At 61.0% G+C, this 13196-nt stretch carries 13 protein-coding genes; 10 read left to right on the forward strand and 3 right to left on the reverse strand.

The window, feature by feature from the left end; all coding sequences use genetic code 11:
• Nucleotides 1–24: 24 nt before the first annotated feature.
• A complete protein-coding gene (locus tag AB5Y86_RS19340) occupies nucleotides 25–1152 on the reverse strand; it encodes an S-(hydroxymethyl)glutathione dehydrogenase/class III alcohol dehydrogenase (protein WP_368193832.1) in 1128 nt (375 codons plus the stop codon).
• Nucleotides 1153–1272: 120 nt separating this feature from the next.
• Here AB5Y86_RS19340 and AB5Y86_RS19345 point away from each other — a divergent pair, with 120 nt between their 5' ends.
• Nucleotides 1273–2178, forward strand: coding sequence for a LysR substrate-binding domain-containing protein (locus AB5Y86_RS19345; RefSeq protein ID WP_368193833.1), 906 nt, complete (start codon nucleotides 1273–1275; stop codon nucleotides 2176–2178).
• A gap of 112 nt (nucleotides 2179–2290) precedes the next feature.
• On the opposite strand, the gene AB5Y86_RS19350 is transcribed toward AB5Y86_RS19345, so the two are convergent.
• On the reverse strand, nucleotides 2291–3154 hold the full coding sequence (locus tag AB5Y86_RS19350; RefSeq protein ID WP_005357447.1) for a YicC/YloC family endoribonuclease: 864 nt from the start codon (nucleotides 3152–3154) through the stop codon (nucleotides 2291–2293).
• A gap of 147 nt (nucleotides 3155–3301) precedes the next feature.
• Between AB5Y86_RS19350 and rph the strand changes: the two genes are divergently transcribed.
• The 9 genes from rph (at nucleotide 3302) to AB5Y86_RS19395 (ending at nucleotide 13033) form a co-directional block, all read left to right on the forward strand.
• Complete coding sequence (gene rph / locus AB5Y86_RS19355; RefSeq protein ID WP_005339589.1) at nucleotides 3302–4018, forward strand: ribonuclease PH; 717 nt, start codon at nucleotides 3302–3304, stop codon at nucleotides 4016–4018.
• Between the two features lie 341 nt (nucleotides 4019–4359).
• The gene (gene pyrE / locus AB5Y86_RS19360; protein ID WP_368193834.1) at nucleotides 4360–5013 is read left to right on the forward strand and encodes an orotate phosphoribosyltransferase; all 654 of its coding nucleotides are present in this window, start codon (nucleotides 4360–4362) and stop codon (nucleotides 5011–5013) included.
• Nucleotides 5014–5191: 178 nt separating this feature from the next.
• The gene (locus AB5Y86_RS19365) at nucleotides 5192–7621 is read left to right on the forward strand and encodes a heavy metal translocating P-type ATPase (RefSeq protein ID WP_368193835.1); all 2430 of its coding nucleotides are present in this window, start codon (nucleotides 5192–5194) and stop codon (nucleotides 7619–7621) included.
• Nucleotides 7622–8011, forward strand: a complete 390-nt coding sequence (gene cueR / locus AB5Y86_RS19370; RefSeq protein WP_005356117.1) for a Cu(I)-responsive transcriptional regulator — start codon at nucleotides 7622–7624, stop codon at nucleotides 8009–8011.
• Between the two features lie 127 nt (nucleotides 8012–8138).
• Nucleotides 8139–9293: a diguanylate cyclase gene (locus AB5Y86_RS19375; RefSeq protein WP_323915661.1), complete on the forward strand. Its 1155-nt coding sequence runs from the start codon at nucleotides 8139–8141 to the stop codon at nucleotides 9291–9293.
• Between the two features lie 30 nt (nucleotides 9294–9323).
• Entirely contained in the window at nucleotides 9324–9587 is a 264-nt protein-coding gene (locus AB5Y86_RS19380; RefSeq protein ID WP_005339598.1) for a YihD family protein, read from the forward strand.
• Nucleotides 9588–9742: 155 nt separating this feature from the next.
• The gene (ccoG, locus tag AB5Y86_RS19385) at nucleotides 9743–11194 is read left to right on the forward strand and encodes a cytochrome c oxidase accessory protein CcoG (protein ID WP_005357450.1); all 1452 of its coding nucleotides are present in this window, start codon (nucleotides 9743–9745) and stop codon (nucleotides 11192–11194) included.
• Between the two features lie 103 nt (nucleotides 11195–11297).
• Nucleotides 11298–12287, forward strand: coding sequence for a serine/threonine protein kinase (locus tag AB5Y86_RS19390; protein WP_368193836.1), 990 nt, complete (start codon nucleotides 11298–11300; stop codon nucleotides 12285–12287).
• 137 nt (nucleotides 12288–12424) lie between these two features.
• On the forward strand, nucleotides 12425–13033 hold the full coding sequence (locus AB5Y86_RS19395; RefSeq protein ID WP_005339604.1) for a thiol:disulfide interchange protein DsbA/DsbL: 609 nt from the start codon (nucleotides 12425–12427) through the stop codon (nucleotides 13031–13033).
• A 61-nt stretch (nucleotides 13034–13094) separates the two neighbouring features.
• Here the strand turns inward: AB5Y86_RS19395 and AB5Y86_RS19400 are convergent.
• Nucleotides 13095–13196, reverse strand: a 102-nt coding sequence (locus AB5Y86_RS19400; protein WP_368193409.1) for an integrase core domain-containing protein, incomplete at its 5' end; no start/stop codon positions are given.

A 13196-nucleotide genomic window follows, 5' to 3' on the forward strand; every position in this document is an offset into this window, starting at 1 on the left:
CAGTGGCGGGCGGGGTGATCATGCTCAGTAGTGGATGACGGTGCGGATGCTCTTGCCTTCATGCATCAGGTCGAACGCCTCGTTGATCTGCTCAAGCCCCATGGTGTGGGTGATGAAGTCATCGAGACGGAACTCGCCCTGCATGTAGCGCTGTACATAGCTCGGCAGCTCGCTGCGACCGCGAACCCCGCCGAAGGCGCTGCCGCGCCAGACCCGACCGGTCACCAGTTGGAACGGACGGGTACTGATCTCCTGACCCGCTCCGGCGACGCCGATGATGACAGACTCGCCCCACCCCTTGTGGCAGCACTCCAGCGCCGCACGCATTACCTTGACGTTGCCGATGCACTCGAAGGAGAAGTCGACGCCGCCATCGGTCAGCTCGACGATCACCTCCTGAATCGGTTTGTCGTAATCGTTCGGGTTGATGCAGTCGGTGGCCCCCAGCTTGCGGGCCAGTTCGAATTTGCTCTCGTTGATGTCGATGGCGATGATGCGACCGGCCTTGGCCAGACGAGCCCCGATCACCGCCGAGAGGCCGATGCCACCCAGTCCGAAGATGGCTACGCTCTCACCCTCTTTCACCTTGGCGGTGTTCATCACGGCGCCTATGCCGGTGGTGACGCCGCAGCCGAGCAGACAGACCTCTTCCAGCGGGGCGGCCGGGTCGACCTTGGCGATGGAGATCTCCGGCAGTACCGTGTATTCGCTGAAGGTGGAGGTGCCCATGTAGTGATAGATGGGCTGGCCATCTTTCGAGAAGCGGGTGGTGCCGTCCGGCATCAGCCCCTTGCCCTGGGTGGCGCGGATCTTCTGGCAGAGGTTGGTCCTGCCGGATTTGCAGAATTTGCACTCGCCGCACTCGGGGGTGTAGAGCGGGATCACGTGATCGCCCACCTTGACGCTGGTGACCCCTTCGCCGACCGATTCGACGATGCCGCCCCCCTCGTGGCCGAGAATGCAGGGGAAGACCCCTTCCGGATCCTCACCGGAGAGGGTGAAGGCATCGGTGTGGCAGACGCCGGTCGCGACGATGCGCACCCGCACCTCGCCCGCTTGCGGTGGCATGACTTCCACTTCTTCGATGGAGAGGGGCTGACCCGGGCCCCAGGCGATGGCGGCCTTACACTTGATGCTTTGAACCTGTGCCATGAATGACATCCTTCTTGTTGAGCAGGGTGAACAGAGATGAGTTCGGACGGTCAGTGTAGTTTCCCGCCGATTTGGTGATAATGAGGGCAAATCTCAAATCACTTTTACACACAGGTAATAATGTTCGGCTGGGAAGGGATCTGTGAATTTGTCAGCGTGGCGGAGCAGGGGGGCTTTACCCCGGCGGCGCGCAAGCTGGGGGTGTCGGTGGCGCAGGTCAGCCGTCAGGTGGCACAGCTGGAAGATCGGCTGCAGGCCAAGCTGCTGCTGCGCACCACCCGTCAGGTGCGGCTCACCGAGCTTGGCGAGATCTACTATCGCCACTGCCGTCAGCTGCTGGACAACCTCTACGAGGCAGAGCTGGCGGTGGGGCGCCATCAGGCGGTGCCGCAAGGCACCCTGCGCATCACGGCCCCCGTCTCCTACGGCGAGAGCCGCATCGCCCCGCTGGTGAACGACTTCATGGTGCGTTTCCCCCAGCTGGAGGTGACCCTTAACCTTACCAACCAGCTGCTGGATCTGGTGCACGAAGGCTACGATCTGGCGCTGCGGCTCGGCCACCTCAAGGATTCGACGCTGGTGGCGCGCAAGCTGGCGCAGCGGGTGCCCTATGTCTGCGCCTCACCGGCCTACACCGCCCGCCACGGTATACCCAACAGCCTCTCCGAGCTGACCCGCCACACCTGTCTGGTGGGCAACAGCGACGAGTGGCACTTTACCCTGGATGGTCGTCCCCACAGCGTGCGGGTGCGCGGCCTGTTGCAGTGCAACAGTGGCCACGCCCTGCTGGATGCGGCGCTCAAGGGGATCGGCATCATCCAGCTGCCGGACTACTACGTGAGCGACCATCTGGCCCGAGGTGAACTGATCGAGCTGCTGCCCGAACTGCGGGCCCCGGCCGAGGGGATCTGGGCCCTCTATCCCCATAACCGCCACCTCTCCCCCAAGGTGCGGCTGCTGGTGGACTATCTGGCCGAACGGCTGAGCGACCCTCACCAACCGGCGCTGGTGATTCCGATAGGCTAGGGCTTCTCTCGCTCGTTGGCTCACTAGTGGAAATCTCATGGCCTGAAAATAAAAGAGCCCTTGAGGAATCAAGGGCTCTTTTGCAGGCAACAACCGGATAGTCAGCGACTCATCACTCGATGTTTTGAATTTGCTCGCGCATCTGCTCGATGAGAACCTTCAGCTCGACGGCGGACTGGGTCACTTCGGCGTTGATCGACTTTGAACCAAGCGTGTTCGACTCGCGGTTGAACTCCTGCATCATGAAGTCGAGACGACGGCCACAGGCGCCACCCTTCTTCATGATCTTGTTGGTCTCGCTGATGTGCATCTCCAGACGATCCAGCTCTTCGGCCACGTCGATCTTCTGGGCCAGCATGACGATCTCCTGCTCGATGCGGGCCGGATCCAGCTCAACCTTGGCTTCGGCCAGACGGTCGGTGAGCTTCTGGCGCTGCCACTCGATGATCTGCGGCAGGTGGACGCGCACCTTCTTCACTTCCACCTGAATACCGGCCAGACGCTGTTCGATCAGCGCCTTGAGGTTGGCCCCTTCGCTGGCGCGGGAGGCGAGGAAATCTTCCATAGTCTGGTCAAACCCGCCGAGCAGCTCGGTGGCGACCGCGTCCATGTCCTGCTCGGCGGCAGCCATGACACCCGGCCAGCGCAGTACGTCGACCGGATTGAGCTGGCCCTGACCCGCCTCTTTCATTACCCAGCTGGCGCTGTCGATGATCAGCTTGGCCAGCTCTTCATTAATGTGCAGCTGGCTGGCAGCGGCCTGAGCGGCTTCGAAACGCAGGTTGCACTCCACCTTGCCGCGCTGCAGCTTGGCGCGGAAACGCTCACGCAGTACCGGCTCCAGGCTGCGCAGTTGCTCCGGCAGGCGAATGTAGGTCTCCAGATAACGCTGGTTGACCGAACGAATTTCCCAAACGGCTGTGCCCCAGTCGCCCTTGAATTCCTTGCGGGCGTAGGCGGTCATGCTGTGAATCATTGATTGTTCCGGGCTTGATGAAGTGTGCGGCCAGTATACTCAGCCCGGCCCTGCTCGTCAGCCGATGCCGTGGTTTTAGCGGCTGATATTTGGGGCGGGATCACTTATAATCCCCCGCCAATTTGAGCCAGCCCAGAGGTCCGTTCCATGTCACGTCCCAGCGATCGCAGTGCCGCGCAACTTCGCCCGGTTACCATTACCCGCAATTTCACCAAACATGCAGAAGGCTCAGTGCTGGTGGAGTTCGGTAACACTCGCGTGCTCTGCACCGCCAGCGTTGACACCAGCGTGCCGCGCTTCCTGAAAGGGAAGAACCAGGGCTGGGTGACTGCCGAATACGGCATGCTGCCGCGCTCCACCCACTCCCGGATGAACCGCGAAGCGGCCTCCGGCAAGCAGAGTGGCCGTACTCTGGAGATCTCCCGTCTGATCGCGCGCTCCCTGCGCGCCGCGGTAGACCTGACTGCGCTGGGCGAGCACTCCATCACAGTTGACTGTGACGTGCTGCAAGCCGATGGCGGCACTCGCACCGCTTCCATTACCGGTGCCTGCGTGGCGCTGGTGGATGCGCTGAACTGGATGGTCGAGAAGGGCATGATCAAGCAGAGCCCGCTCAAGCAGATGATCGCCGCCGTCTCCGTCGGCATGTATCAGGGCGAAGCCATCTGCGATCTGGAGTATATCGAAGACTCCGCCGCCGAGACCGACATGAACGTGGTGATGACCGAAGATGGTCGCATCATCGAAGTGCAGGGCACCGCGGAGGCCGAGCCCTTCACCCATGAAGAGCTGCTGGAGATGCTGGCGCTCGCCAAGGGCGGCATTGCCGACATCATTGCGCTGCAGAAGCAGTCGCTTTCCTGATACCAGGACCTGTTGATGTTTCGGCACAAGTCGCGTTGCAGTGTCAAAGGATGCCAGGCTAGGCGCAGGATGTCGCCAATGGTTATTCCCTTGGCAAGTCCTGCAACAACGCATGGCATCCTTTGCCACGCAACCCGTAGGGACGGGGCGGTTTTTGTGCATAACGTCGTTATTCGATGCCTCGTTTGGATTACCAAACTTCGCATCTCATGCCTAGTTCTGCGCAAAAACCGACTCCGTCGCGGCTGTGACGAAGCGTCAACAGATCCTGCAAACGCGGCATTGACCGCGTTTTTTTATACCCCCACACAAGACAACGACAAGCCAAGCAAGGAGCCAGAATGAAAGCCTACCAGCGTCAATTTATCGAGTTCGCCCTGGAGAAACAGGTCCTCAAATTCGGTGAATTTACCCTGAAATCCGGTCGTAAAAGCCCCTACTTCTTCAACGCCGGTCTGTTCAACAGCGGCCGCGATCTGGCCCGTCTCGGCCGCTTCTATGCCGCCGCCCTGATGGATGCCGGTATCGAGTTCGATGTGCTGTTTGGCCCGGCCTACAAGGGGATCCCCATCGCCTCCGCCACCGCCGTGCAGCTGGTGGAGCAGCACGATGTGGACGTGCCCTGGTGCTTCAACCGCAAGGAGGCCAAGGATCACGGCGAGGGCGGCAATCTGGTGGGCAGCCCGCTCAAGGGGCGCGTCATGCTGGTGGACGACGTCATCACCGCCGGCACTGCCATCCGCGAATCTATGGATCTGATCCAGGCCAACGGCGCCTCGCTGGCGGGCGTGCTGATCGCGCTGGACCGTCAGGAGAAGGGCAAGGGCGAGCTCTCCGCCATTCAGGAGGTGGAGCGTGACTACGGCGCCCACATCATCGCTATCATCCAGATGAGCGACCTGATTGCCTATCTGGAAGAGAAGCAGGCCGAACAGCCGGAGCTGGCCGAGCAACTGGCGGCCATGAAGGCTTACCGCGCCCAGTACGGTATCTGAGCTCCGCTCGCACCGCGCAATAGCTGAATGCGGCGCCCGTTTGCTCTCTGGCAGCAAACGGGCGCCGCATTTTCATCTGCAAAAAGTGGATCATGTGGCTTGAGCTTGCCCTTACAGTAAAGGTTAGGGTTTGCCGGTCGGCGTTTTGTGGTGCCGACGGGTTCCGGGGAGGAACAACATGACCACTCATCTTCAATCACCTATTCATTTGCAGTTGCCGCTCAGCGGCATGAGCTGCGCCAACTGCGCAGGCCGTATCGCGGCCAGTCTCAACAAACTCGACGGGGTATCGGCCACCGTCAATTTCGCGCTGGAGCAGGCGGCCATCGAGTTGGCCAGCCCCGACCGCCTGCCTGCGGTGCTCGACAGCATCAAGAGTCAGGGTTACGACTACGGCAGCGAGACCTTTTTGTTTCAAATTACCGGTATGACTTGTGCCGGTTGTTCGGCTCGACTGAACAAGATGCTGGCCGCGCTGCCCGGCGTGATCTCCGCCGAGGTCAATTTTTCCATCGAACAGGCCCGGATCGTGCTGGTGCCCGGGATGCAGACCCCGGCCGCTTTGCGCGAGCAGATCGAGGCGCTCGGCTTTGGCGCCCAGTTGGCACAAGGCTCGGCCAGCGGCCGTCGCCAGCAGTTGCTGGAGCGGGAAGCGCAGGAGGCGGCCACTGCCCGTCAGGCGCAAACCCGGGTCATCGTATCGGCCCTGCTGACCCTGCCGCTGCTGGTGGGGATGCTGGCCATGGCCGGACTGTTCCCCTGGCATCTGCCCGCATGGCTGGAGCTGCTGCTCGCCACCCCGGTGCAGTTCTGGATCGGTGCCCGTTTCTATCGCGGCGCCTGGCTCGCCATCAAGAATCGCGCAGCCAATATGGATGTGCTGGTGGCGACCGGTACCAGTGCGGCCTACTTCTATAGCCTCTATCTGCTGCTGACGCTGGGGATGGCTGCCAGCGGCAAGCTCTATTTCGAGGCGAGCGCCATCATCATTACCCTGATCTCCCTCGGCAAGTTGCTGGAGGCACGGGCCAGACGCAGCACCCAGTCCGCCATTCGCGAACTGATGGCGCTGCGGCCGGAAACCGCCACCGTCTGGCGTGGCGAGAACTGGCAAAGCGTCGCCATCGACGAGGTGCTGCGCGGCGATCGGCTGCGGGTGCTGGTGGGCGAGCGGGTGCCGGTGGATGGCAAAATCGTTAGCGGCGCCAGCGAACTGGACGAATCGATCCTCACCGGCGAGAGTCTGCCGGTGCCGCGCAGTGCGGGCGACAAGGTGCTGGGCGGAGCCATCAACCGCTCCGGCGTGCTGGAGATCGAAGCCACGACCGTGGGGGAGGATTCCAGCCTCAGCAAGATCATCGCGCTGGTGGAGAGTGCCCAGATGGGCAAGGCACCGCTGCAGCAGCTGGTGGACAAGGTCTCCGCCGTGTTTGTGCCGGTGGTGATGGCCATTGCCCTGTTCACCCTGCTGGTGTGGTACGCCATCAGCAACGACTTCGGTCAGGCGCTGCTGGCAGCGGTGGCGGTGCTGGTGATCGCCTGCCCCTGTGCGCTGGGGCTGGCGACCCCGGCGGCCATTGTCACCGGCACTGGCGTCGCGGCGCGCCACGGTATCCTGATCAAGGATGTGGATACCTTGCAGAAGGCCCACGTCATCAAGGCGCTGATCTTCGACAAGACCGGCACGCTCACTCAAGGCAAGCCTGTACTGGCGAGCTGGAGTGGCACTGCCGATCAGTTGCGTCTCGCCGCCGCCCTGCAGCAGGCGAGCGAACACCCGCTGGCGCTGGCGATGCGCGAGGCGGTCGGCAGCGGGGTGGCACTGCCTCAGCCGGAGGCGGTCGAGGTGCGGGTCGGTGCCGGCATAGTCGGTCAGGTGGCGGGCCACAGTGTCGCCATCGGCAATGGTTCCCTGCTAGCCCAGCTCGGCATTGATCAGCCGCAACAGGATGAACAAGCCGCCGATGGCGCGACCCGGGTTTGGGTGGCCATCGACGGCGTGGTGGCCGGTATCGCGGCGCTGGCTGATACCCTGCGCCCCGAGAGTCCGGAAGCCATCGCCACTCTGCGTCAGCGCGGCATTGCCAGCTGGTTGGTGAGCGGCGACGCGCCGGCCCCCGTGGCCCATATCGCCGCCAAGCTGGGACTGGACGGAGCCTTTGACTCCGTGCTGCCAGCGGGCAAGGTGGAGAAAGTGGAGGCGTTGCGGGCGCAAACCCGCGGGCTGGTGGCCATGGTGGGTGACGGGGTGAACGACGCCCCGGCGCTGGCGGCGGCGGATGTCGGTATCGCCATGGGCTCCGGCTCCGATGTGGCGATGGAGACTGCTTCCATCACCCTGATGCGCTCCGACCCGCGGCTGGTGGCCGATGCCATCGATATCTCGGCGGCGACCTGGCGCACCATACAGCAGAATCTGTTCTGGGCCTTTGTGTTCAACATCATCGGTATTCCGCTGGCGGCACTGGGCTACCTGAGCCCCGAGCTGGCGGGGGCGGCCATGGCCCTGAGCAGCATTACCGTTTTGAGCAATTCCCTGTTATTGAAACGCTGGCAGCCCAGGGCGGCGCACGGGCCAGCATCCAACCCGATCAGTAAGGAGGCATAAATGAATATCAGCAAGGTTGCCAAGGCCACTGGGCTGACCGCCAAGACCATCCGTTATTACGAGAGCATTGGCCTCATCACAGCCCCGGTACGCAGTGACAACGGCTATCGCAGTTACACGGAAGGGGCGTTGCGGGAGTTGCGTTTCGTCAAGCGGGCGCGGGAGACCGGCTTCAATCTGGAGGAGTGTCAGGAGCTGCTGGCGCTCTATCGGGACGAGCACAGAACCAGCGCCCAGGTGAAGAAGCTGGCGCAGGAGAAGATCGTCGATCTGCGGGCTCGCATCGCCGGCTTGCAGGCCATGCTTACCTCCCTGGAAGGGCTGGTTTGCTGCTGCCACGGGGATGAAAATCCCGAGTGCCCGATCCTCGACGAATTGGAGAAGGGGTGAGCAAGGACTCACCTGCCAGCGCAGAAGAAATCGTTATTGATTGATTAACTTCTTAATAAGCGGCGCTTTATTGTTGCGGGTCAGGGGGTAATGGTAGACTGCTCGGCTCTTGTACAGGAGTACTCAGTTGACCCAGAGTGTGACACGCCAGGTTAAGCAGGCCATTATGGCCCAGCTCTATACCCATGCATCGTTCAGTCTCCCCTGTTTGGGCGTGTTGGCATTTGGCTGGAGTCTGCTGTTTCACGATTATCTACCCGCCATCGAAGCGCTCGGTTGGCTGGCAGGCACTTTCCTGTGGCTGCTGGGTCGGGGCTGGCACTTGCGCTGGCGCCGAGCCCGCCTGCACCAGACACCGCTGCCGGTGCTGGAGCGGGAGCTCTTTATCGGAGTCACCATCACCTCCATCATCTGGGCCCTCGGGGTGCTGCTCTACATGGACAAGCTGCCCGATACCTACCGGGCCGCCATGATGATGCTCTCCAGTCTCATTCTTACCGGCAGCGCCATCATGCTGTTTGGCAGCCGCCGCACCCTCTATGGTTCAGCCCTGCCGCTGGGCATGGCGATGCTGTTCGAGCTGGGCAATGGCAACGAGCAGGAGCGGATTGTCTCCTGCATGCTGGCGGGCTATCTGTTTGTCTTTCTGCCGACCCTGTTGCGCCGGATGCGGCGGGATCAGATCGCCTCGCTCCACCACCGTTTCTCCAACGCCGAGCTGGTGGCCGAACTGAAGGCGGTCTCCGAGCATTTGCGTCTCACCTCCCGCCTCGACGGCCTGACCGGCATCGCCAACCGCGCCCATCTCGACGACTCTCTGGAGCGGGCCTGGCGGCGCTGCCATCGCGCCCGGGCGCCGTTGTCGCTGGTGCTGGTGGATGTGGATTACTTCAAGCAGTTCAACGATCTCTACGGCCATCAGCTGGGGGATGACTGTTTGCAACAGGTGGCTGGCTTGCTGGCCGAGGTGGAGCGGCGCGAGGACGATCTGGCGGCCCGGTACGGGGGCGAAGAGTTCGCCTTGCTGCTGCCCTGCACCGGCATGCAGGGGGCGTTGCAGGTGGCGGACAATGTGCGGCAGGCGCTCAAGGAGCTGGCCATCCCGCACCAGAAGTCACTGGTCTCCGGTCGGGTCACATGTAGTTTTGGTGTTGCGACACTGATACCGGACAACAGCATGAAAATCGCCGATTTGATCCAAAAAGCGGATGCGGCACTCTATCAGGCCAAGCATAATGGGCGGGATCGAATCGAAGTAGCCTTGATGGGTAAGGTTGCCTGAATTTAACGTGACAGATTAAAGAGGTTGTCTATGCAATGTCATCGTATCGAAGAGCTGCTGGAGTTGTTGCAGCCTGCCTGGATCAAGGAACAGGATCTCAGCCTGGTGCAGTTTGTTGCCAAACTGGCCCAAGAAGCGGGATTTGAAGGGCCTCTGTCCGAGCTGACCGACGACATGCTCATCTATCACCTCAAGATGCGGGAATCCGACAAGCAGGCGATGATCCCCGGTCTGGCCAAGGATCATGTGCCCGATTTCAAAGAGGCACTGCTCAAAGCTCGCGGAATCAAGTGAATCTTTAGCGGAAGCGCATCACCTCGGGGTGATGCGCTTTTTTGTTGCCGAAAATTGCGATCCAACCCCAATATTAGATACATCTAATCCACACAATTAGCATGCTGTTTAAGATATAATCCGCTCCATAACAAATAAGGGAGCGATGTCTTGCAATGGCCGACCACGATAAAATCGATATCAAGGACGTCACCGACAAGGGCGTAACCGGGACCTTCAACCCCAATACGTTCAAAGCCAGCGACGACAGATTCAACCCGGGCAACCGCATCTATGTGCGGGCCCAGAAAGGGTATTGGCAGCGGATGCGCAAGGCCATGGGCTGGTTCTTTGTGGCGCTGTTCGTGCTGCTGCCCTGGCTGCGTTACGACGGGCGACAGGCGGTGCTGTTCGACCTCGGTCACCAGCAGTTCCATATCTTTGGCGCCACCATCTGGCCGCAGGATCTGACCCTGCTTGCCTGGCTCTTCATGATCGCCGCCTTCGGACTCTTCTTTATTACCACCTTCCTCGGTCGGGTCTGGTGTGGCTATCTCTGCCCGCAGACGGTCTGGACCTTCATGTTCATCTGGTTTGAAGAGAAGCTGGAAGGGCCCGCCAATAAGCGGCGCAAGCTGGACGAGGCGCCCTGGAGCGGCGAGAAGCTGGCTCGCAAGGGGGCCAAGCATCTGGCCTGGCTGGCGATCTCTCTGGTGACCGGCCTGACCTTCGTCGCCTACTTCCAGGATGTAACTGAACTGGTGCCGGACCTCTTCACTCTGCAGGCCAGCGGATGGGTGCTGTTCTGGGTGATCTTCTTCACCATCATCACCTACGGCAACGCGGGCTGGATGCGTGCCATCATGTGTATCCACATGTGCCCCTATGCCCGCTTCCAGTCCGCCATGTTCGACAAGGACACCTTCATCGTCGGCTATGACACCAAGCGTGGCGAGACCCGTGGTGCCCGCTCCCGCAAGGCAGATCCCAAGGCGATGGGGCTGGGCGACTGTATCGACTGCGATCTTTGCGTGCAGGTCTGCCCGACCGGTATCGATATCCGCGACGGCCTGCAGTACGAGTGCATCAACTGCGGCGCCTGCGTCGATGCCTGCGACCAGACCATGGAGCGGATGGGCTACCCGAAAGGGCTCATCAGCTACACCACAGAGCACAAGCTGGCCAACGACTCCACCCATGTGGCGCGGCCCAAGCTGATAGGTTACGGCTTGGTGATGGCAGTGATGCTGGGGGTCTTTGTCTACAACGCCATGTCCATTATGCCGATGGGGCTCGATATCCTGCGGGATCGCAACCAGCTGTTCCGCGAAAACAGCGAGGGGCTTATCGAGAACACCTACACCCTCAAGATCCTCAACAAGACCCTGCAGTCCCAGACCTACCAGCTGGATGTGGAGGGCTTGCCCGAGTATCAGTGGTTCGGCCCCCGTGAAGTGACCCTGAAGGCGGGCGAGATCTACACCCTGCCGGTCAGCCTGGCGGTCGATCCCTACAACCTGAAGCGGCCGGCGCTGGATATCCAGTTCGTGCTGAAACGGGAAGGGGCAGCGCCCGATGACAGCAAGGGCAACCTGCGCCAGGGCAGCAAGTTTATAAGCCGGTTGTAACTGCGTGTGGCTGCGGGCGGGGCGTGACAACAGTCCGGTCACCAGCGAGCACGGCAATGGCGGGTAGTAGTGATAGAATGGGGCGCAACGGCGCCCCTTTCTTATGGTGGATGACATGCGTTTCAACTATTCCGACCTCAATCCCGACCTCATCATGGATGCGCTCGATCTCAGTGGCCTGCGGCTCGACTCCGGCCTTATCGAGCTCAACAGCTACGAAAACCGGGTCTACCAGTTTCAGGATGAGGATCGTCGCCGCTATGTGGTGAAGTTCTACCGTCCCGGCCGCTGGAGCCGAGCCCAGATCCTCGAGGAGCACGAGTTTGCCACCCGCCTTGCAGAGGCTGAGATCCCGGTCGCCGCGCCGCTCGCCTGCGCGGGCGAGACCCTGCTGGAGCATGAGGGCTACCCCTTTGCCATCTGGCAGAGCGTCGGTGGTCGCCAGTTCGAGGTGGATAACCTCGATCAGCTGGAGTGGGTGGGGCGTTTCCTCGGCCGCATTCATCAGATCGGCGCCAGCAAGCCGTTCCACCATCGGGTGCGACTCGATGTGGAGAGCATGCTGCATGAACCGCGTCAGCTGCTGGCGTCTGGCGAATGGCTGCCAAGCGGGCTGGCGAAGCAATTCTTCGGGGTACTCGACGAGCTGATTAAACATGTCAGCGACGCCATGACCCTGGATGTGGCGCAGATCTCCCTGCATGGCGACTGCCACCCGGGCAACATCCTCTGGCGTGACGGTCCCATGTTTGTCGACCTCGATGATTGCCGCACCGGCCCCGCGATTCAGGATCTTTGGATGATGCTGAGCGGCGAGCGCCACGAGCAGCAGATCCAGCTCGACACCCTGCTGGCGGGCTACGAGGAGTTTATGGAGTTCGACTCGCGGGAGCTGGCGCTGATCGAGCCGCTGCGGGCGATGCGCATCGTTCACTACATGGCGTGGCTGGCACGACGCTGGGAAGATCCCGCCTTCCCCCGTCACTTCCCCTGGTTCAATACCGATCACTACTGGCGTCAACAGATAGCGACACTGCACGATCAGCTGGAAGCACTCAAGGCGCCGCCGTTGAGTCTGATGCCAAACTGGTGAAATAGAAGGGATCTTGCGAGGAAAGCGGGACTCGATCTCCGGCCCTGACCATTGACGTCAGCATGGCGAAACAATAGGCTTGGCACTGCTTCGGTTCGCCGGGCGTGCCTCACAGTGATCCCTTAACAGGAAACATCATGAAAAAAGTTCTATTTTTCCTTGCTGCCATGCTGATGATCCCCATGGTTCACGCCGCCCCCGAGTTCAAGGAAGGCGTCAACTACGATGTGGTCAAACAGACTGGCAGTGCCCAGCCGGAAGTGATGGAGTTTTTCTCCTACTACTGCCCGCACTGCGCTACCTTCGAACCGATCGTTGAACAGTTGAAGGCCGGGTTGCCAGAGGGTGTGCCCCTCAAGAAGAACCCGGTTGCTTTCCTCGGTCGCGAGATGGGCCCCGAGATGCAGCGTGCCTACGCTGTTGCCAGCCTGCTCAATGCCGAAGCCAAGCTGACTCCGGCCATCTTCACCAAGATCCACACCCAACGTCAGCCGCCGATGAGCCGTGACGACGTGAAGAAGATCTTCGTGGACAACGGCGTACCGGCTGAAGAGTTCGACGGTGCCGTCGACAGCTTTGCCGTCTCCGGCATGGTCTCCCAGTTCGATCGCAACACCGAGAGCTACAACATTCGCGGTGTACCGGCCTTCCTGGTGAACGGCAAGTATATGGTGAAAATTGAATCCATCACCTCTCAAGAGCAGTTCAACAAGCTGGTGCAGTTCCTGCTGGCCAAGAAAGACTGATACCTTTTGAGTTGTCTAGTCCTGAAATAGGTTTACACATTTTCAACTAGCATTTCTCTACTCAGAACCCCCTATGCACCGCATCGGGGGTTCTGTATTTCAACGCATGATGCGGCCGCTCCACGTTGTAAATATCCACCGCTTCACGCACCATTTCCCGCGC

This window comes from Aeromonas sp. s8, assembly GCF_040907785.1.
Taxonomy (GTDB): domain Bacteria; phylum Pseudomonadota; class Gammaproteobacteria; order Enterobacterales; family Aeromonadaceae; genus Aeromonas; species Aeromonas veronii.

Excerpts from the sequence above, each read along its gene's own strand:
- cueR (WP_005356117.1), top strand. The coding sequence starts at position 7,622 with ATGAATATCAGCAAGGTTGCCAAGGCCACTGGGCTGACCGCCAAGACC.
- ccoG (WP_005357450.1), top strand. The coding sequence starts at position 9,743 with ATGGCCGACCACGATAAAATCGATATCAAGGACGTCACCGACAAGGGC.
- AB5Y86_RS19395 (WP_005339604.1), top strand. The coding sequence starts at position 12,425 with ATGAAAAAAGTTCTATTTTTCCTTGCTGCCATGCTGATGATCCCCATG.
- AB5Y86_RS19340 (WP_368193832.1), bottom strand. The coding sequence starts at position 1,152 with ATGGCACAGGTTCAAAGCATCAAGTGTAAGGCCGCCATCGCCTGGGGC.
- rph (WP_005339589.1), top strand. The coding sequence starts at position 3,302 with ATGTCACGTCCCAGCGATCGCAGTGCCGCGCAACTTCGCCCGGTTACC.
- pyrE (WP_368193834.1), top strand. The coding sequence starts at position 4,360 with ATGAAAGCCTACCAGCGTCAATTTATCGAGTTCGCCCTGGAGAAACAG.
- AB5Y86_RS19380 (WP_005339598.1), top strand. The coding sequence starts at position 9,324 with ATGCAATGTCATCGTATCGAAGAGCTGCTGGAGTTGTTGCAGCCTGCC.
- AB5Y86_RS19350 (WP_005357447.1), bottom strand. The coding sequence starts at position 3,154 with ATGATTCACAGCATGACCGCCTACGCCCGCAAGGAATTCAAGGGCGAC.
- AB5Y86_RS19390 (WP_368193836.1), top strand. The coding sequence starts at position 11,298 with ATGGTGGATGACATGCGTTTCAACTATTCCGACCTCAATCCCGACCTC.
- AB5Y86_RS19345 (WP_368193833.1), top strand. The coding sequence starts at position 1,273 with ATGTTCGGCTGGGAAGGGATCTGTGAATTTGTCAGCGTGGCGGAGCAG.
- AB5Y86_RS19365 (WP_368193835.1), top strand. The coding sequence starts at position 5,192 with ATGACCACTCATCTTCAATCACCTATTCATTTGCAGTTGCCGCTCAGC.